The organism is Salinirubellus salinus (genome assembly GCF_025231485.1).
Classification (GTDB): Archaea; Halobacteriota; Halobacteria; order Halobacteriales; family Haloarculaceae; genus Salinirubellus; species Salinirubellus salinus.
Genome location: NZ_CP104003.1, coordinates 3,871,017 through 3,889,571 on the forward strand (window position 1 = coordinate 3,871,017; position 18,555 = coordinate 3,889,571).

General features: G+C 68.7%; 18 protein-coding genes. 9 read left to right on the forward strand and 9 right to left on the reverse strand.

Annotated elements, in window-relative coordinates:
* Window positions 1–32 precede the first annotated feature (32 nt).
* Window positions 33–629 (forward strand): carboxymuconolactone decarboxylase family protein, encoded by a 597-nt coding sequence (locus tag N0B31_RS20165; RefSeq protein ID WP_260593441.1) that lies wholly within the window; start codon window positions 33–35, stop codon window positions 627–629.
* A 345-nt stretch (window positions 630–974) separates the two neighbouring features.
* Window positions 975–2,378 (forward strand): MmgE/PrpD family protein, encoded by a 1,404-nt coding sequence (locus tag N0B31_RS20170; RefSeq protein WP_260593442.1) that lies wholly within the window; start codon window positions 975–977, stop codon window positions 2,376–2,378.
* Here N0B31_RS20170 and N0B31_RS20175 read toward each other — a convergent pair.
* Entirely contained in the window at window positions 2,371–3,135 is a 765-nt protein-coding gene (locus tag N0B31_RS20175; protein ID WP_260593443.1) for an IclR family transcriptional regulator, read from the reverse strand. The genes N0B31_RS20170 and N0B31_RS20175 overlap by 8 nt on opposite strands.
* 131 nt (window positions 3,136–3,266) lie before the next feature.
* On the opposite strand from N0B31_RS20175, the gene N0B31_RS20180 reads away from it, so the two are divergent.
* Window positions 3,267–3,932 carry an MBL fold metallo-hydrolase gene (locus N0B31_RS20180; RefSeq protein ID WP_260593444.1) on the forward strand — a complete coding sequence of 222 codons (666 nt, stop codon included), beginning with the start codon at window positions 3,267–3,269 and terminating at the stop codon, window positions 3,930–3,932.
* Between the two features lie 16 nt (window positions 3,933–3,948).
* Here N0B31_RS20180 and N0B31_RS20185 read toward each other — a convergent pair whose 3' ends face one another.
* Window positions 3,949–5,160 (reverse strand): MFS transporter, encoded by a 1,212-nt coding sequence (locus N0B31_RS20185; RefSeq protein ID WP_260593445.1) that lies wholly within the window; start codon window positions 5,158–5,160, stop codon window positions 3,949–3,951.
* Between the two features lie 85 nt (window positions 5,161–5,245).
* Between N0B31_RS20185 and N0B31_RS20190 the strand changes: the two genes are divergently transcribed.
* The 3 genes from N0B31_RS20190 to N0B31_RS20200 are packed head-to-tail and all read left to right on the forward strand — an operon-like array spanning window position 5,246 to window position 9,709.
* Window positions 5,246–7,015 carry a hydantoinase B/oxoprolinase family protein gene (locus tag N0B31_RS20190; protein ID WP_260593446.1) on the forward strand — a complete coding sequence of 590 codons (1,770 nt, stop codon included), beginning with the start codon at window positions 5,246–5,248 and terminating at the stop codon, window positions 7,013–7,015.
* A 60-nt stretch (window positions 7,016–7,075) separates the two neighbouring features.
* Complete coding sequence (locus tag N0B31_RS20195) at window positions 7,076–9,121, forward strand: hydantoinase/oxoprolinase family protein (protein WP_260593447.1); 2,046 nt, start codon at window positions 7,076–7,078, stop codon at window positions 9,119–9,121.
* A gap of 42 nt (window positions 9,122–9,163) precedes the next feature.
* On the forward strand, window positions 9,164–9,709 hold the full coding sequence (locus tag N0B31_RS20200; protein WP_260593448.1) for an HD domain-containing protein: 546 nt from the start codon (window positions 9,164–9,166) through the stop codon (window positions 9,707–9,709).
* Between the two features lie 3 nt (window positions 9,710–9,712).
* On the opposite strand, the gene N0B31_RS20205 is transcribed toward N0B31_RS20200, so the two are convergent.
* From N0B31_RS20205 to N0B31_RS20215, 3 genes are read right to left on the reverse strand one after another with little or no spacing between them, the layout of a single operon-like run.
* Window positions 9,713–10,141, reverse strand: a complete 429-nt coding sequence (locus N0B31_RS20205) for a MaoC family dehydratase (RefSeq protein ID WP_260593449.1) — start codon at window positions 10,139–10,141, stop codon at window positions 9,713–9,715.
* Entirely contained in the window at window positions 10,138–10,632 is a 495-nt protein-coding gene (locus N0B31_RS20210) for an FAS1-like dehydratase domain-containing protein (protein WP_260593450.1), read from the reverse strand. Before N0B31_RS20210 ends, N0B31_RS20205 begins: the two co-directional genes overlap by 4 nt.
* Before the next feature lie 2 nt (window positions 10,633–10,634).
* A complete protein-coding gene (locus N0B31_RS20215) occupies window positions 10,635–11,525 on the reverse strand; it encodes an SDR family oxidoreductase (protein ID WP_260593451.1) in 891 nt (296 codons plus the stop codon).
* A 103-nt stretch (window positions 11,526–11,628) separates the two neighbouring features.
* Here N0B31_RS20215 and N0B31_RS20220 point away from each other — a divergent pair, with 103 nt between their 5' ends.
* Window positions 11,629–12,867 (forward strand): acyl-CoA dehydrogenase family protein, encoded by a 1,239-nt coding sequence (locus N0B31_RS20220; protein WP_260593452.1) that lies wholly within the window; start codon window positions 11,629–11,631, stop codon window positions 12,865–12,867.
* A 4-nt stretch (window positions 12,868–12,871) separates the two neighbouring features.
* Here N0B31_RS20220 and N0B31_RS20225 read toward each other — a convergent pair whose 3' ends face one another.
* From N0B31_RS20225 to N0B31_RS20235, 3 genes are read right to left on the reverse strand one after another with little or no spacing between them, the layout of a single operon-like run.
* The gene (locus tag N0B31_RS20225) at window positions 12,872–14,245 is read right to left on the reverse strand and encodes an aspartate aminotransferase family protein (protein WP_260593453.1); all 1,374 of its coding nucleotides are present in this window, start codon (window positions 14,243–14,245) and stop codon (window positions 12,872–12,874) included.
* Between the two features lie 43 nt (window positions 14,246–14,288).
* On the reverse strand, window positions 14,289–15,092 hold the full coding sequence (locus N0B31_RS20230) for an HpcH/HpaI aldolase family protein (RefSeq protein ID WP_260593454.1): 804 nt from the start codon (window positions 15,090–15,092) through the stop codon (window positions 14,289–14,291).
* Window positions 15,085–16,188, reverse strand: coding sequence for a zinc-dependent alcohol dehydrogenase (locus N0B31_RS20235; RefSeq protein WP_260593455.1), 1,104 nt, complete (start codon window positions 16,186–16,188; stop codon window positions 15,085–15,087). Before N0B31_RS20235 ends, N0B31_RS20230 begins: the two co-directional genes overlap by 8 nt.
* A gap of 95 nt (window positions 16,189–16,283) precedes the next feature.
* On the opposite strand from N0B31_RS20235, the gene N0B31_RS20240 reads away from it, so the two are divergent.
* Both N0B31_RS20240 and N0B31_RS20245 read left to right on the forward strand, forming a co-directional pair.
* Window positions 16,284–17,087 (forward strand): MBL fold metallo-hydrolase, encoded by an 804-nt coding sequence (locus tag N0B31_RS20240; RefSeq protein WP_260593456.1) that lies wholly within the window; start codon window positions 16,284–16,286, stop codon window positions 17,085–17,087.
* Between the two features lie 2 nt (window positions 17,088–17,089).
* Complete coding sequence (locus N0B31_RS20245) at window positions 17,090–17,836, forward strand: MBL fold metallo-hydrolase (protein ID WP_260593457.1); 747 nt, start codon at window positions 17,090–17,092, stop codon at window positions 17,834–17,836.
* A 1-nt stretch (window position 17,837) separates the two neighbouring features.
* Here N0B31_RS20245 and N0B31_RS20250 read toward each other — a convergent pair whose 3' ends face one another.
* Window positions 17,838–18,548 carry an MBL fold metallo-hydrolase gene (locus N0B31_RS20250; protein ID WP_260593458.1) on the reverse strand — a complete coding sequence of 237 codons (711 nt, stop codon included), beginning with the start codon at window positions 18,546–18,548 and terminating at the stop codon, window positions 17,838–17,840.
* Window positions 18,549–18,555 lie beyond the last annotated feature (7 nt).

An 18,555-nucleotide genomic window follows, 5' to 3' on the forward strand; every position in this document is an offset into this window, starting at 1 on the left:
AGAACTACGCGACGGAGCGTCCTACCGCGGCCATGGCACGTGTCAGCTACGTCGACCGGGAGTCGGTCCCCGAGGAGTACCGCGAGCAGTTCGACACCCACCTCGAGATCTCGCTGCCGGACGTCGCCGCGTACGAGAACGTCCAGGAGACGAACGTCGCCGGTGGCTCGCGGAACATCTACCGGCTGTTCGGCCACCACCCGGAGTTCCTCCGGTCGCACCGCGAGCACCTGTCGCTCATGTGGGAGACGTTCGACTTCGACCCCCGCGAGCGGGAACTGGCACTGATGGCTGGCGCCAGCGAGATGCGGAGCGAGTACGAGTGGCAACACCACGTCCCGGTCGCCCTCGACGAGGGGCTGACCGTCGAGGAACTCCGGGCGATATCGGCGGGCACGTTCGACGTGTTCGACCCCGAGGAGGCGCTCCTGCTGGAGTACGCGACCCGATTCGTCCGCCGCGACGTCGACGACGACCTCCATCAGCGGATGGCGGAGCACTACGACGACGCGGCCCTCGTGGCACTGAGCACACTCCTCGGTTTCTACGTGTTCCTCGGATTCACCCTCGACGCGCTGGACGTGGACCTCGAGGACCCGTTCGTCGGTTGGGACCTCTCGGTGTTCTGAGCGGCTGGGGACTGGCCGGCCGACCGGGGGTCCCAGCGCGCCACGCACGATAGTGTGTCTCGACGTACCACGAGTCGTTCGAGGGAGCGGAACGTCGTTCCGTCGGTGGCCGTCGGGCTCTCGGATTCCGTTTCTGGCGCCCCACCGCCAGTCCCACTACCCGGCCACGCGCCGTCTTCCGGGGCACTCGTCGGCCGCCTGCTCTCGGTTCTCGTCGGCCATCCAGCGCAGCCACACGTCCGCACTGGTGCTCGAACCGTGGTTCCGCGTGGCGGAACGACCGTCCCGAACGGTCGACGCCTCTCCGACCCAAATGTTCATACCTCCGTCACGGTACGGGACGGTATGGCTACGGACGGACCTACCAGCGACACGACGCCGACCGAACGGCTCGTGGAGGCGTGCTACACCGTCGACTGGGGAGACGTTCCCCAGCGGGAGCGTGCCCACGCCGTCTCGCTGTTCACCGACCTCGTCGGCGTCGTCCTCGGGAGCGCCGACAGCGTCGAGTCGAGCCGTATCGTTCGTGACTACGCTCGCTCGTACGGCGGTGGTCCGGCGAGCATCGTCGGCGTCCCCGAGGGCGGCCCGCCGGCGGTGGCGGCGTTCGCGAACGGGACGGTCGCACACGGTATCGAGCTGGACGACACCCACAGCGGCTCGTCGGCTCACCCGGGCGCGGTGGTCTTCCCGACGGCACTCGCCGTCGCCGAGACCGAGGGTGCGACCGGCCGAGAGTTCGTGAGCGCCGTCGTCGCCGGTTACGAACTCGCGATTCGAATCGGGCGGGCGGCCGACCCCGCGGCACTGTACGACCGCGGGTTCCACCCGACGGCGGTGTGTGGCGTCTTCGGCGCCGCGTTGACGGCGGCTCGGCTGCAGGGTCTCGACCTCGAGGCGGCGGTGAACGCCGTCGGCATCGCGGGGAGCTTCGCGGCGGGGAATCTGGAGTACCTCGCCGACGGCACGCTCTCGAAACGCATCCAGCCCGGTGTCGCCGCCCGCTCGGGCGTGACCGCGGCGGCACTGGCAGCCCGTGGCTACACCGGCCCGCGGACGATCCTGGAGGGCGAGAACGGCTTCCTCGACGGCTACTCCGACCGCGCCTCGCTCGACCCCCTGTTCGACGAGTTCGACGACGGCTACACGTTCGAGATCGCCCGGACGGGCGTCAAACCCCACGCCTGTTGCCGGTACAACCAGACGCCCATCGACGCCGTGCTCTCGCTCCGCGACGAACACGGGCTCGCCCCGGCAGACGTCGAATCGATCACGGTCGGTGTCGTCGACGCGGCGTTCGGGCTCGTCGCCGAGCCGTGGGAGGCGAAGCTCGCCCCCCGGACACCCACAGACGCACAGTTCAGTCTCCCCTACAGCGTCGCTGTCGCACTCACCGAGGGGCGGGCGTTCTTCGAGCAGTATCGCGAACCGTACCTCACGGACGACCGCGTGCTCTCGCTGGCCGAGCGGGTGTCCGTCGAACACGCCCCCGAACTCGAGGCCGCGTTCCCCGACCAGTGGGGCGCGCGCGTGACCGTCACCAGGACGGACGGGACGGAGCTGACCGCACGACTCGAGACGTGCAAGGGCGACCCGTCGAACATGCTGACCGCGGCGGAGTTAGACGAAAAGTTCCGGTCGCTGGCCGGCCGTCAGCTCGACGACGAGGCGCTGGACCGGCTGGCAGCGGCGACCCGAGACATCGCGGCGGCCGAGTCGGTCACGGCCGTGACGGACGCCTTCAGTTGAACCGGGTGCCGTGGGCGAGGTTGAGTTCGAGTTCGTTCACGAACCCCAAGAGGAGGTCCGGGATCTCGTCTTCGAACCACTCGCCCTGCAGCCGGTTGGCTGGCCCGGAGACGCTGAGTGCTCCCACGACGCTCGACCCGTTCGTGACCGGGACGGCGACGGCGTTGAGCCCCTCGATGGCCTCCGCACGATTGTACGCGACGCCCTGTTCGCGGATGGCGTCGAGTTCCTCGTACAGCACCTCGCGGGACGTGATCGTCGACTTGGTCAGCGCCTCTAGTCCCCACTTCTCGATGATGGCCTCGACACGTTCTTCGGGGAGCTGTGAGAGTATCGCCTTCCCCCCGGCGATGGTGTGGATCGGTCGACGAGTCCCGACCGTCGAGTCGGTGGTGACCGCGCGGGGGCCGATGCCGCGGTAGAGGTACACCGCCTCGCCGTGCTCTTCGACCATGAACACCGACCGCTCTTCCGTCTCCTGAGCGATCTCGTCCACGATTCGCTTCGTCAGGTTGTAGCCGGGGCGGGTGTGCCGCGAGTACTCGCCCAGCTGGAGGAACTTCAACCCGATGTTGTAGGCGTTCCCCTCCCTGACGAGATAGCCGCTCTGTTCGAGGGTCGTCAGGTGTCTGTGGGCCGTACTCTTGGCGATGCCCAGGTGTTCCGCCAGCTCCGACACCCCGGCCCCGTCGAGCGCAACCAGTCCCTCGACGACGGCGAACAGGGTTCCGGCACTCTTCACTCGTCCAGAACTCATACTCGCTACTGCACATACTCCATCATAAGTGTCTCCTCGAGGATGGGGGTAGTCCCGACTCCTATCGACCACGCGCTCTGGGGGGCGAGCCCACCGCCCGGATTTATACGCTCGCTCGCCGAGGCAGGACCATGGCAGTCCGCTACAACGACCTCGTCATCGACCTGCTCGGCCACGCGAGCATGCACATCGAGACGGCCGCCGGTGCACACGTCTACATCGACCCGTGGGCGGAGTACCTGACGGGCGACGAGCCGGTCGCGACCCTCGTCGTCTCGACGCACGACGACTACGACCACTACGACCCGGAGGCCATCACGGCGCTCGCGGACGAGGAGACGACCGTCGTCACGTTCGAGGCCATCGACACCGCCGACCTCGGGCTGGAGACGACCCCGCTCGCCATCGGCGAGACGGTGACCGTCGACGGCTTCGAGGTGGCCGCCGTCCCGGCACACAACGACCCTGCGGGCGACCACGTCGACGACGACGGCACGCCCTTCCACCAGCAGGGCGAGGTGATGGGTGTCGTCCTCACCGTCGACGGGACGACCGTCTACTACCCGAGTGACACCGACTTCCTCGACGAGCTCGGTGACGTTCGGGCCGACGTGTTCATCCCACCCATCGGTGGCCACTACACGATGGACCGCCACGAGGCCGCGGCGTTCACGGAGAGCGTCGACCCCGACCTCGTCCTCCCGGTGCACTACGACACGTTCGAGGCCATCGAGACCGACGTCGACGCCTTCGTCGCGGACGTCGAGGCGATGGGCTACCGCGTCGAGGTGCTCTGACGCCGCGGGCGACCACTCAGCCCAGTGCGAGTCGTGCGGTGAGGACGGCGGCGACGGCGAGGACGACGACGAGGCCGGCGAACGCCGTCGTGTACCCGGCCACCTCGGCGATGAACCCGACGTACATCGGACCGAGGCTCCCGAACGCGATGTAGAGCATCCGGAGCGCGCCGAAGTCGCCGCCCATGCTCGCTTCCGGGAACTGTCCCATCAGGTGTACCTGCATGACGGGCGGGAACGCCCAGATGCCGACCGAGAAGAGGAGGATGCTCCCCAGGACGAGCGGGACACTCGGCGCGACGAGGATTGCGACGAAGCCGACGACGGCGACGCCGAGCGCCGCAGCCGCGACCGGGACGCGTGCGATTCGGTCGCCGAACCGACCGGCCAACGGCATCACCACGATGGCGACGACGAACATCGCCGCGAACCCGCCGCTCGCGAGTCCCTCCGAGAACGCCCGCTCGAACTGGAGGAACGACGGGAGGAAGTTGAGCATCCCCTGGACGACGAACGAGAAGAGGCCGAACACGAGCGCCACCTCGACGGCGGCCCGGTTCGAGCGTAGCCGTGCGCCCGTGCTCCGGAGCTCGAGACCGACCCCCGAGACGACGTACGGCTCGCGGAGCACCAGGTGGACGCTCACGACCACGACGAGCAACAGCAGGACCACGGGGAGGAACGCGACCTGCCAGACGGTGACCGCGACCACGACGAGCGTGGTGCCGGCGGCCAGCGTCGACCCCACGTTGCCGGCGCCCGAGTGCAGGCCGAACGCCTGTGACCGCCGCCGCGTGAACGTGTCCGACAGGAGTGCCCGAGCGGAGACGAAGTAGAGTCCCGTCCCGACCCCAGTGAGCATCAGTCCCGCGGTGAGCAACTGGAACGAGGTGGCGAACGCGAGGACGGTGAACCCGGCCACCGACACCGCGAGCGCGGCGACGATGACCGTCTTGCGAGACAGCGCGTCGGCGAACCGACCGCTGGGGTAGTGGACGAGCGCGTACGTCGCCCACATGAGCGTCAGGGCAGTGCCGACGGCGAACGGCGAGACCGCGAGGTCCTCGGTGATACGCGGGAGCAGCGGCGGGATCGTCTGGCGTCCGAGCTGGAGGGCCAGCCAGCCGACGGCGAGCGTGACCGAGAGACGCCCTCGATAGCCCGTGAACAGCCGTTCCGGCTCTCGGGGCGAGGGCTCGGTCGGACGCCGCGGCTCGGGTCTACCCACGGTGTGGACGTGCAGGGGGGTCGAATAAAACTGCCGACGCCGACCAGACCGGTCCGGACGACACCCCCGATGCACGGATATGTTTATGTCTCTCGTTCCGTTGCTACTGGTAGAGGACTACATGAGTTCAAGAGCGGTGGACCTCACCCCGACGACGGTCGAGGTGATCCGCAACCAACTGGTGAACATCAGTGAGGAGATGCAGGCGCGGGTGATGAACTCGGCGTACTCGTCGATGTGGCAGGAGGCCGGCGACCTGTCGGCGGCCCTGCTGAGCCCCCGGGCCGAGGTGGCCGGCCAGTCACAGCGGGCCATCCCGATCCACGTGGCGACGATGGTCACGTCGGTCGGGCAGATCGTCGAGCAGACGGGTGGGTACGACGCGCTGGAACCGGGTGACATCCTCGTCCAGAACGACCCGTACTCCGGGAACAACCACCTCCCCGACTTCGTCGTCGCGGAGCCGGTGTTCCACGACGACACGCTGCTCGGCTTCTCTGCCGTCCGTGGCCACTGGCTCGACGTCGGCGGCTCCTCACCGACCAGCTACGCCATCGACACCGGCGAGATACTGAAGGAGGGACTCCGGGTCCCGCCCGCGAAACTGTACGAAGCCGGCGAGCGTAACGACGCGCTCTACCGGGTCATCTTCGCGAACGTTCGTGACAGCCACGAGCGGGTCGGTGACTTCAACGCCCAGCTCGCGGGCGTCAGACAGGGTCGCCGCCGACTCCAGGAGGTCGCCGAGAAGTACGGTGCCGAGACGGTCGTTGCGACCATCGACCGGCTCCTCGACAACGACGAACGACGGATGCGGTCGTGCATCCAGGCGCTGCCCGACGGCGACTACGAGGCCGAGGACTTCCTCGACGGTGACGGCATCGAGGACGAACTGCTGCGCATCCACGCGACGGTCCGCGTCCGCGGCTCGGACATCGAGGTCGACTTCGCGGGAACCGACGGGCAGGTGAACGGCGGCATCAACGCCCCGCCGTCGGTGACGCGCGCGGCGACCCACTACGGCATCAAGTGCACGCTGAACCCCGGTGTCCTCCGCACGTCCGGGGAGTTCCGGCCGGTCGACATCGACGCGCCGCGCCGCTCGCTCGTGAACCCGGAGCACCCCGCGCCGGTCGTCGCGGGCAACCACGAGACCGCCAACCGTGTCTTCGACACCGTGGTCCGGGCCATCGGTACCATCGACGCCGACCTCGTGTTCGGCGCCGGCGAAGGGAGCACGAACGGGCTCACCTACCGCTCGCTGGAGACGAAGGTCGCGAACCGGACGCGTGGGATGGGCGGCGCCGGTGCGTGCTCGACCCGCGATGGCATCAACGGCATCCGCTCGGGCGTCGGCAACACCGGTATCGAACCCGTCGAACGGTTCGAGGAACGGTACGACTACGTCACCATCGACGAGTTCTCCATCGTCACCGACACCGGAGGCGGCGGCCGGTTCCGCGGCGGCAACGCCACCCGCTTGACCACCCGGTTCGCCGACGACGTGGAACTCATCGTCACCAGTGACCGTGCGAAGACCGGTCCCTACGGGGTCGCCGGTGGTGGCGAGGGGGCGCGCGCACGGCACGTCCACGTCACGCCCGACGGCGAGCGCCACGAACTCCCGTCGAAGTGCTCGACGACGCTCGACGCGGGCTCGGCGTTCGAACTGCAACCGGCTGGTGGTGGTGGGTACGGTGACCCGCACGAGCGGCCTCCCGAACGCGTACTCGACGACGTGCTCGACGGGTACATCACCGCCGAAACTGCTCGGGAGACGTACGGCGTCGCCGTCAGTGGCGAGCCACTCGGCGTCGACTGGGATGCGACGGAGGAGCTCCGCGATGTCGAGTGAGCCAACGCGGGACGTACCCCACCGGATAGCTTATGAACACATCCCCCAATCCGAGTACCAATGCACCGAGTGAGCGTCGACACCGGTGGGACTTTCACCGACACCGTGCTGCTGGTCGACGGTGTGGTCCACACCGTCAAGACCCCGACCACCGACGACCTGATAACCGGCATCATGACCGGTATCGAGCGCGCCTGCGCCGACGCCGACGTCTCGCCGGCCGACATCGACCGGTTCACCCACGGGAGCACCGTCGCCGTCAACGCGCTCATCGAGGGCGAAGGTGCGGAGACCGCACTCGTCACCACTCGTGGCTTCCGTGACGTCCTCGAGATCGGTCGCGGGTTCCGGCGGAGCTCACTGCTGTACGACCCCTGTGGCTCCTACGAACCACCGCTCGTCCCCCGCCGACGTCGCTACGAGGTGACCGAGCGGATGGGCGTCGACGGCGAGGTGGAGACGCCGCTGTCGCTCTCGGAGGTCGACGACGTGGTCGCCCAGCTCCCCGACGACGTGGAGGCTGTCGCGGTCTGCTTCCTCCACGCGCACAAGAACGGCGAGCACGAACGACAGGTCGCCGACCGCATCGCCGAACTGGCGCCGGCGCTCGAGGTGAGCATCTCCTCGGCAGTCTCTCCCGAGATACGTGAGTACCGGCGGACGGCGACCACGGCCGTCGACGCCTACCTGAAGCCGACGGTCGCCTCGTACATCTCCCGGCTGGAAGCCGAGTGTGAGGCGAGGGGGCTGACGGCCGCACTCGACATCATGAAGTCCGACGGCGGGAGTGCCCGTTCGGTCATCGCGAAGGAGCGGCCGGTCACGCAGACAGTCTCCGGCCCGGTCGGCGGCGTGAAGACCGCCCAGTACCTCGGCGAGCAGACCGGCCTCCCGAACCTCATCACGTTCGACATGGGCGGCACCTCGTGCGACACGGCCATCGTCATCGACGGCGAACCCGTCGAGACGGCGTACCGTGACCTCCGCGGGATGACCATCAACGGCCCCTTCGTCAACATCGAGACGGTCGGGGCGGGCGGCGGCTCCATCGCCTGGATCGACGCGGTCGACTCGCTCCAGCTCGGCCCACAGAGCGCCGGGTCCGTCCCCGGGCCGGTGTGTTACGGCCGGGGCGGCGAGCAACCGACCGTGACGGACGCGGACCTCGTGCTCGGGCTGCTGAACCCGGAGAACTTCGCAGGCGGCGAGTTCGACCTCGACGCCGCGGCCGCCGAACGCGCCATCCGCGAGCGGGTCGCCGAGCCCCTCGACCTCACGCTCGAGGAGGCAGCCGTCGGCATCAAGACGGTCATCGACAGCAACATGGCCGGCGCCGTCCGCACGGTGTCGGTCGAGGAGGGGTTCGACCCACGCGAGTTCGGACTCGTCGGGTACGGCGGCGCTGGACCCATGCACGCCTGCGACGTCGCGACGGAACTCGGTATCGACACGGTCGTCTTCCCCGACAACCCCGGATTGACGTCCGCGATGGGCTGTCTCCTCTCTGACATCAAACACGACTACGTCCGCTCGGTCGTCACGACCGTGGACGAGGCGGACCACGACGCGCTGAACGCGGTCGTCGACACGCTCCGACGGGAGGGGGTGCGCGACCTCGACGCCGAGGAGGTGCCGACCGACCAGCGCTCGTTCGCCGTCTCGATGGACCTCCGCTACCTCGGGCAGGCGCACAACCTCAACGTCGCGCTCGACGGCGACCGGGTCGACGACGCCTCCCTCGATGCCATCGTCGAGCGGTTCGAGCGCCGCCACGAGGACCGCTACGGCTTCGTCGACGAGCGGAACCCCGTCGAGATCGTCAACGTCCGGGTGACGACCGTCGGGCACACCGCGATCCCGGAACGCCGGGCTGCGGCCGCGGTCGACGCGCCCGTCGACGCCGCGAAGCGTGGCACCAGAGACGTCGTCCTCGACGAGACGACGACCACCGAGGTCCCGTTCTACGACGGCAACGCGGTCGGTCCCGGCCACGAACTCTCCGGACCGGCGGTCGTCGAACTCGACAACTCCACCGTCTGGATCCCCCCGGAGTTCGACGCGACGGTCGACGAGTACCGGAACATCGTCGCTCGTCGGACCGACTGACCGGCGCACAAACTATTTCTCGTCTCGCGGCACCCCTGTCTCATGCACGACGCAGTACGCGACGCGTTTCCGGAGCTGGCGGACCTCGCGGACGCCGACCTCGCCGACCGCGTGGCGCAGGTCTGGGCCGACGGCCTCGCGGCGAGCGACTTCGAGACGCTCGAGGCGGTGCCGTTCTCGCCGAAGTACGCCGAAGACATCGGTGACGTGCGGCTCGTCGACCACACCCGTGACGTGACGCGCTGGGCGACGACGCTCGCCGACACCGCGGTGTCGCTGCAGGACGTCGACCTCGACCGCGACATCGTTCTCGCGGGGGCCGTCCTCCACGACGTCAGCAAACTCCACGAGTACTCGGCGTACGCCGACGGGATGTTCGGCGACCAGGTCCCCCACCCGTACTACGGGGTGCACATGGTCGCGGCCGCGGACCTCCCGACCCACCTCCAGCACATCGTCGTCTCACACAGCGGCTCGACGCCGGTGAAACCAACAACCATCGAGGCGAAGCTCGTCGAGTACGGCGACCTGCTCGCGGTCCACGGGCTGTTCTGGAACACAGCGGAGAAACTGTTTCCCAACGACTGAGCGTCAGTGCGGGAGGTCGGCCGTCGCGCTGCCGGTCAGCACGACGACGTCGTCCCCGGTGGTGGCTTCGAACGTCACGTCCACGACGACGTGGTCGTCCGTGGGTGTCACGTCGGTCACCTCGCCGGTCACGCGGACGGTATCACCGGGCCACACCTGCGCGCTGAACCGCGTCCTGAACCGGCGGACGTGCTCGATACCGAACCAGTCGGTGACCAGCGTGGACGCGAAGCCGGCGGTCAACATCCCCTGTCCGAACACGCTCGGGTACCCGGCGGCCTCGGCGAACGGCTCGTCGTAGTGGATGCGCGCGAAGTCGCCGCTCGCCCCCGCGTACCGAACGAAGTCCTCGCGCGAGAGTGCCTCGACGACGACTGCCGGCCCCGAATCACCGACGGCGACGGTCTCGGCCGCGACGGGGAACGTGCTCACGGCTCCGCCTCCCCGCCGACGGGTCGCCCGGTCTCGATGCGGGTGTTCCGGACGACGACGACGAGGTCGCCGTCGGCGTCGCGGAACTCGGTCTCGAACACGGCGAACGTCATCGTGCCGCCCTCGCCGCCCTCGCGCTGGTAGACCTCGGCGAGCGTCGTCACGCCGGTGAGGACGTCGCCCTCGCGGACGGGCCGCTCGAACTCGTACGCCTGTTCGCCGTGGACGCTGCGGTCGCGGTCGAACCCCAGTTCGAAACCGAACTCCCAGTCCGCGGTCGCGGTCCGGTACTGCGGGAAGTACGACGTCCGGGTGAACGTCAACGGCGCGACCACGGGCTCGTCGCGTTCGGTCGCACGGAACTCGGGGTTGTCGTCGTGTATCGCCCGGGCGAACTCCTCGACCTTCCCGCCCTCGACCCGGAGATTCCGGACTGTGACGTTCGACGTGCCGACCTGTGCCTCGAGGTCGGCGAGTGGGTATCGCGGCATCCTCAGACCCGCGTGAGTTCCTCGCCGTCGCCGACGGTCTCCCGGAAGCTCTCGGCGAGCGACTCGATGGTCCACCCGTCGTCGTTGACGGCGGCCCTGACCGTCGCCGGGTCGTTCATCAACCCCACCATGTCGCCGCTCGCGCGCAGCGAGCAGCCGGTGATGTCGGTCGCCTCGTCGCTCATCATGTACCCCACGAGCGGCGTGACCTTCTCCGGGGGCTTGTTCTCCTGGTAGTTCTGCTTGAACTCCTCGTCGGGCATCGAGGCGATCATCCGGGTGTACGCCGACGGCAACAGCGCGTTCACCCGGACGTTGGTGCGGTGGAGCTCCTTCGCTGCGGTCCGTACCATCGCGAGGATACCGCCCTTCGCGGCGGCGTAGTTCACCTGCCCGACGTTGCCGTTCGTCGCCGCCGTACTGGAGACGGCGAGGAACGACCGCTGGCTGGCGAGGCCGTCGTCGGACTCCTGGGCTCGCTGGCGCCAGTGTGCCGCGAGGTTCCGCAGCAGCGCGAAGTGCCCACGGAGGTGGACGTTGATCACCGAATCGAACTGCTCGCCGGTCATCTTGTAGCAGATGCTGTCCTGCAGGATGCCCGCGAAGTTCACCGCGCCGTCGACGCGACCGTACTCGGCGACGGTGTCGGCGACGAGTTCCTCGGTGTACTCGAGCGAACTGATGTCGCCGTAGTGGGCCATCGCCTCGCCGCCCGCGTCCTCGATGGCGTCGACGACCTGCTGGGCGGGCTGTTCCGTCTCCGATTCTCCGGTGAGCGAGACGCCGAGGTCGTTCACCACGACGCTCGCGCCCGCCGCTCCGAGTGCTGTCGCCGTCGCACGGCCGATACCGTTGCCACCGCCGGCGACGATGCAAACCTTGTCGGTCAACATAGTGTGTGAGAGTTCCACCCACTGGGCAAAAGCGTTGTGTCGGGCACCGAGCCGTCACCCGATTCACCGGTATCTTTTTGCGTCGATACTCGAAAGTCCGGGCATGTGTGCGGCTAGCAACAAGCAGGACGGACTCCACTTCGAGCCATCGCAGCAGGTTCGACTGTTCAACAAGCAGCTCGACGAGTTCCTCAGACAGGAGGTCGAGCCCCTCGAAGACGAGTACGAGCAGTTCCTCGGCGAGTTCGGCGAGCGCAACCGCGTCGACGACGACGGCCGACTCGTCGACGAGTATCTCGAGGTCCGCGAGACCATCCAGCGGCGGTCACACGAGGCGGGCTTCTACACGATGTACATGCCCGAGGAGTACGGCGGCGGCGGACTCTCGAACCTCGAGTTCACGCAGGTCATCGAGCACCTCCACAACCGCAACCCCGACGGCTTCCACGAGCTCATCCTCGACACGCTCTCGGTGCGCCCGGCGGTCATCCCGATGGCCCACGACGACTATCAGCGCGAGAAGTACTTCGACCCCATCATGGCGGCCGACAAGCACCTCGCGTTCGGCCTCACCGAACCCGACCACGGCAGCGACGTGACCTGGATGGATACCCACGCCGAGAAGGACGGCGACGAGTGGGTCATCGACGGGGCGAAGTGCTTCACGACGAACGCGCCCTACGCGGACTTCATCACCGTCTACGCCCGCACGTCGGGCGAGGACGGCGACGCCCGCGGTATCTCGTCGTTCATCGTCGACGCCGACAACCCCGGCTGGGAGGTGGGCAAGATCCAGCCACCGATGGGCACGCAGGTCGGCGAGCAGTCGTTCAACCACTTCACGAACTGTCGCGTCCCCGACTCGCACGTGGTCGGCGAGGAGGGCGAGGCGCTCATCGACGCGATGTCGTGGGTCAACGCCGCGCGCATCCGTCTCCCCGCCGAGGCCGTGGGGCGGTGTCAGTGGATGGTCGAGCAGTGCATCGAGTACGCGAAGGACAGGAAGACGTTCGGCGAGCCCATCGGCGAACGGCAGTTCGTCCAGGGGCACCTCGCGGACATGCGCGCGGACATCGAGATGGTCCGCTGGCTCTACCGCTACGCGGCGTGGGAGATCGACCGCGACAACGACCCGCGGTGGCTGCTCAGCGCCGCGAAACTCCGTGGGGCCGAGCTGTGGTGGGACGTCGCCGACCGCGCCGTCCAGATCCACGGCGGGGCGGGCTACATGCGCTCGCTCCCGTTCGAGAGCGAACTGCGGACGGCACGCGCTGCCCGCATCTACGACGGCACCGACGAGGTCCAGCGCCGGACCATCGCCCGTGACCTGCTGAACCTCTGAGTCGCTACGCGTACCGCTTCGTCAGCGCCTCGATACCGCCACAGAGGACGTCACAGCCCCGCTCGGCCAGCTCGTGTGTGAGCACGAGCGGGGGGAGGAGCCGGATCACACAGCCGTGGCGGCCAGACACCCACACGACGAGGCCGTGGTCGAGACAGTAGCGCTGGAGGTCGGCGACGAACTGGGTGAACGGCTCGCCGTCGTCGTCGTGGAACTCGATGCCCGTGAGCATCCCCTCGCCCCGGACCTCCGCGACGTAGGGACTCGTCTCTCCCGCCGCACGGAGCCGGTCCCGGATCAGTTCGCCCACCTCGCGGCCGTGCGCCAGCAGGTCGTGCGCCTCGATGTACTCGATCGCGCGGGTCCCGGCGACCATGGCGGGGACGTACCCCCGGAAGGTGCCCTTGTGGGTCCCCGGTTCCCACGTGTCGAACTGCTCGTGGAACATGATACCGGAGAGCGCGTGGCCGCCGCCGAGCGCCTTCCCCATCGCGATGGCGTCGGGCGTCGTCTCGGACCACTCGCTGGCGAACCACTTGCCCGTCCGCCCCATCCCGGTCTGTATCTCGTCGACGACGAGCATGAGGTCGTGCTCGTCACAGAGCGCTCTGACCCGCGGCAGGAACTCGCGAGGCGGGACGACGACGCCGCGAGAGCCCTGTATCGCCTCGACCCAGACGCCGATGGGGTCCGGGATGCCGCTGTACGGGTCCTCGAGCAGCTCCCGAAGCTCACGGATGGAGCGCTCGACGGCTTCCTCGGCGCTCACACCCTGCTGGAGCGGGTACGGGTACGGGACGTGCTCGACGCCGGGGACGTACGGCCCGCGACCCTTCGTCTTGTACTTGTTCACGCCGCTGAGCGAGAGGGCGCCGGCCGTCTGTCCGTGGTTCCCGCCGCGGAAGGCGACGAGCGAGGAGCCGTCGCTGTTCGCCCGCGCGAGTTTGATGCTCGCCTCGATGGCGTCGGTGCCGGTCGGCCCGCCGAACGCGAGCCGGCTGTTGCCCGCGAGATCGCCGGGGGCGATGCTCGACAGCCGCTCGAGGAACTCCACGCGTGCCTCGCTCGGGAAGTCGAGCGTGTGGGTGATGCGGCCCGTCTGCTCCTGGACGGCCTCGACGACGTAGGGGTTCGAGTAGCCGACGTTGAGGACGCCCGCCCCCGCCACGAAGTCGATGTAGACGTTGCCGTCGGCGTCACGCAGCGTCGCGCCGCGACCCTCCTCGAAGGCGACGGGGAGCGACCGCGGGTAGGTGACGACCCGACTCTCGAGTTCGAACTGCTGGTCGATCAGCTCGCGAGAACGCGGGCCGGGAACGGACGAGACGTTCGGGGCGTCGGAGAAGTGCAGCTCCTCTATCGGGGGGCCGACTGTCATGGCTGCCCATTCGCCCTGTCCGACAAATAGCTTTGCTCCCCGGTCAGCCGTCGAGGTGGTTCCGGACGGCGGCGAGCCGGTCGCCCAGGAGCGAACGGGTCGCGCCCACCTCGTGGCCGAGACGTACGAGGTCGAACCCCGCGTCGAGTGCCGCCGTCGTCGCCGCGGCCGACGATGCCGTCCGGCCGACCGGGACGCCCGCCGCCGTCGACGCGTCCCGCACGGTCTCGATGGCGGCCGTCACGTCCGGGTGGTCGGTCTCCAGCGGGTGGCCCGCGGACACCGAGAGGTCGCTCGGCCCGAGGAACGTGAACCCGAGGTCGGGGACCGCCAGTATCTCCTCGACGTCGTCGACGGCGGTCAGGTTCTCTATCATCACGCCCACGAGCACGTTCGCGTCCTGCCGGGCGGCGTAGTCCTCGGTGTCGCCGCCCCAGCCGCTCGCGCGGGCGCCGGCGTAGCCGCGCTCGCCGACGCCACCGTCGTACCTGAATCGGGCGGCTTCGACCGCGCGCCTGACCTCCGCGGCGGTCTCCACGCGAGGGACCAGCAGGTTCTGGATGCCGGTGTCGAGCACCTTCCGAACCAGCGAGGGGTCACCGGACGGGAGCCGCACGAGCGGTTCGATGCCCGCGGCGTCGGCCGCCCGCGCGAGCCCCGCGACGACGGTGGCGTCCTCGGGGTGTGGACCGGCGTTCTCGAAGTCGAGCCAGACGAAGTCGAGGCCGAGCGCACCGTACACCTCGACGAACGCCGGGTCGAGCGTCGTGACGCCGGCACCGAGGACGGGTTCACCCCGTTCGAGCGCTCGTCGAAGCGTGTTCGTCGTTCGCCCCCGGTCACTCACTGACGACCACCTGCGCCGGGCCGAACGCACCGTAGTCCGCCTTGTTCGTCGTGATGTCGACGGCTTCCTCGAACGCGTCGAGCCCCCGTACCTCGTGGGTGATACAGTCGGCGATGTCGACCCGGCCGTCGGCGACGAGTTTCGCGGCGAGGTCGCCGGAGTCCGCGTTCGGGCCGAGCGAGACGACGCCACGCAGGGGGTTGATCCACTGGAGCTGCTTCGAGCGCATCTGCCGCGGACTCACCGTCAGCTCGCCGGCGATGCTCCCCACCTGCACGATTCGACCACCGGAACGGAGCATCTGGACCGCCTGCGCGAGCGGGTCGGTCCCCTCGTTGGCGTGCGACTGGTCGCCGCCGACGCACTCGAGGACGACGTCGGCACCGATACCGTCGGTGAGGTCGTCGACGACGGCGACGGGGTCGTCGGTCGAGGCGTCGACACCGATCATCCCGCGTGACTCGGCCAGCTCGGCCTTCTCCGCGTTGACGTCCACCGCGACGACGTCGCTCGCACCCTGCTGGAGCGCGAGCTGGCCACACTGGTAGCCCATCACCCCCGCGCCGGTGACGACGACCACGTCGCCGTCGGCGATCTCGGCGTCCCGAACACAGAGGACGGCGCTGGCCATCGGCTGGAGTGCGGCCCCCTCCGCGTCCGAGACGCCGTCGGGAACGCGACGGAGCGGTCCCGGTGGGAGCGTCAGGTACTCCGCACACGCCCCCGGAGTCTGGAGACCGATGGTGGCTTTCGCCTTGCAGAACTGCGTGTAGCCGGCCTCACAGTAGGTACACGCGTGACACGGGAGCTTTCCGGCGGCGTAGACGCGGTCGCCGACGGTGAACCCGTCGACGTCCGCGCCGACCTCGGCGACCTCCGCACAGAACTCGTGGCCGAACAGCAGGCCATCCCCCGCGGCCATCCGGTCGCGGACGGACTCGTAGTGGACGACCTCCGCCCCGTGGTAGAGCTGACACTCCGTGATGCTCAACTGGACGCGCTTGACGGCCAGCAGCAGTTCGTCGGCCGCCGGCTCCGGAGTCGGTACCTCGGCGACGCGACACTCCTCGAAGTCGTCGCAGACTATCGCTCGCATACCTCCACGATTCGAGGGGGCCGTAATAGCCGTTGTGTCGTTCGGTACCGACAGGCACGCTTAATACCGCCGGCCGACCAGAACGAACGACCGACATGCCTAGAACCCTGACCGACGGCATCGAGTGGATCCAGGGGTGCATCCCACGGCCCGGCCTGACCACCGACTACGTCGCCGACCCGCCCGACTGGTACGAGCCCGAGCGCGAGGTCCACACCTGCCAGAACGCCTACCTCGTGACGGGCGAGCGGACGCTCCTGTTCGATACGCTCTCGCCGGCGAACCGCGAGCACGTGCTCGAGGAACTCGACGTCGCGCTCGACGGCCGCGACCTCGACTACCTCGTCGTCTCGCACCCGGAAGCGCCCCACGCCGGCAACGCGTTCGCCATCCTCGAGCGCCACCCGGAGGCGACGCTCGTCGCGCCCGCCCACGGTAACGAACACGAACTGTACCATCTCGGGGACGCCGAGCAGGTGGCTCCCGGCGACACCATCGACCTCGGGGGGCGCGAGGTCGAGTTCCTCCAGCCGCTGTTCCTCGACCACGCCATGCACATCTGGATGCGCGAGACGACGACTGGAACCTTCTTCCCGGTCGACTGGCTCGGCTTCCCACACATGGACGGTGAGTGTCTGACCGTCGTCGAGGAACTCGACCACGAGGTGACCGTCGACCAGTTGCTCGCGTTCCACGGGCGCGTCTTCTTCTGGTACCAGTACGCCGACGTCCAGAAGACGAACGGCGTCGTCGAGGAGCTCGCCGACCGCTACGCATCGGACGTCGTGGCGCCGGCTCACGGCCTCCCGATCACGGCCGACGCCGGGGCGTTCATCGAGCGGATGACGGCGATCGTCGAGCACGTGAGTGAACGCGGCCGTCTGGACGTGTTCGGGTGACCATGTCCGTCCAGCTCACCGAGGACGTGACGTGGCTCGCCGAGAGCTACCCGCACGGCGAGAAGCACCTCCACGTCTCCGTCTACCTCGTCGAACACGACGACAGCTACATCCTCGTCGACTCGGGCTCGTTCTATCACCGCGAGCAGATCGACGCGCAACTCGCCGAGACCATCGGCGACGCGCCCGTCGACGCGCTCGTCCTCTCACACGCCGACCTCCCGCACTCGGGGAACGTCCCCGAGTTCCGGGACCGCTGGCCCGAGTTGACGCTCGTGTCGTCGTCGGGATCACCGGCGGTCGTCGGCCTCGGCCACGCCGACGTGACCGCCGAGATCGGCGGTACGATGGACATCTGCGGGCGGACGTTCTCGTTCGTCGACCCGCCGCTCGCGGACATCCAGCACTCGACGTGGATATTCGACCACGACTCGGGCGTGCTGTTCACGGCCGACGGTTTCGGCAACTACCACGCACCCGAACACGCCGGCGAGCCGTTCGGGGCCGTCGACGGCGGCGTCCCGACCGCGGACATCCGCGACTACCACCGGGACGCGCTCCGGTGGCTCTGCTACGTCGACCCGGCGCGTATCGACCCGGCCGTCGACGCGCTGTTCGAGGACCTCGACGTGTCGGTCCTCGCCCCGACGCACGGCAACCCGATCGAAGCCGCGGACTTCCCCGAGTACCGGGCACGACTCTGGGCGGCCATCGAGGAGATCTCGCGGACGGACCCCCACGACCTGTAGCTCAGGGTTCGAGCGTCGTCCCCGGTTCCATCACCACGATGTCGACCTGTCCTTCGAGCCCGCGTTCTCGACAGTGGGCGACGAACTCCTCGGGCCGCGTCGACCCTTCGGCGTAGTGCATCGGGACGATGGTGTGGACGGAGGGGGCGAGCCACTCGGCGACGAGTGCCGCCTCCTCGGGGAACAGTTCGGGCGAGTGTTCCGGTCCGGCCGCCCCGACCGGGAGACAGCAGACGGTCGGCTCGTACAGCTCGCCGAACAGCTCGATGTCGCCGAAGATGGACGTGTCCCCGAGGTGGTAGATGGTCTCACCGCCGAACTCGACGACGTACGCTTGGGCCGCACCGACGAGCCGCTCCTCGAAGAACTGCGAGGGGTGGTGGGATTCGAGGACCCGCGCGTACCAGCCGTCGCCCTCGGCCTCCATCCCCCAGACGTACCGGCGGATCAACTCGTCGGGAAGCCGGTCGCGGAGGACGATGCTCGTCGTACAGTCACAGACGATGGGAGCGTTCGCCCGCTGTGCGATGGCGGGCGCGTCGCCGAGGTGGTCGCGCGCACCGTGGGTGACGAATATCGTCTCGACCGCGTCGAAGTCGTCGACCGTGGCGGTCGTGTGCGGGTTTTCGACGATCCAGGGGTCCAGCAGGAGGGTCCGGCCGTCGTCGTCCGCACACTCGAACGCGGCACAGCCGTGGTAGGTCAACTCCATACCCTCG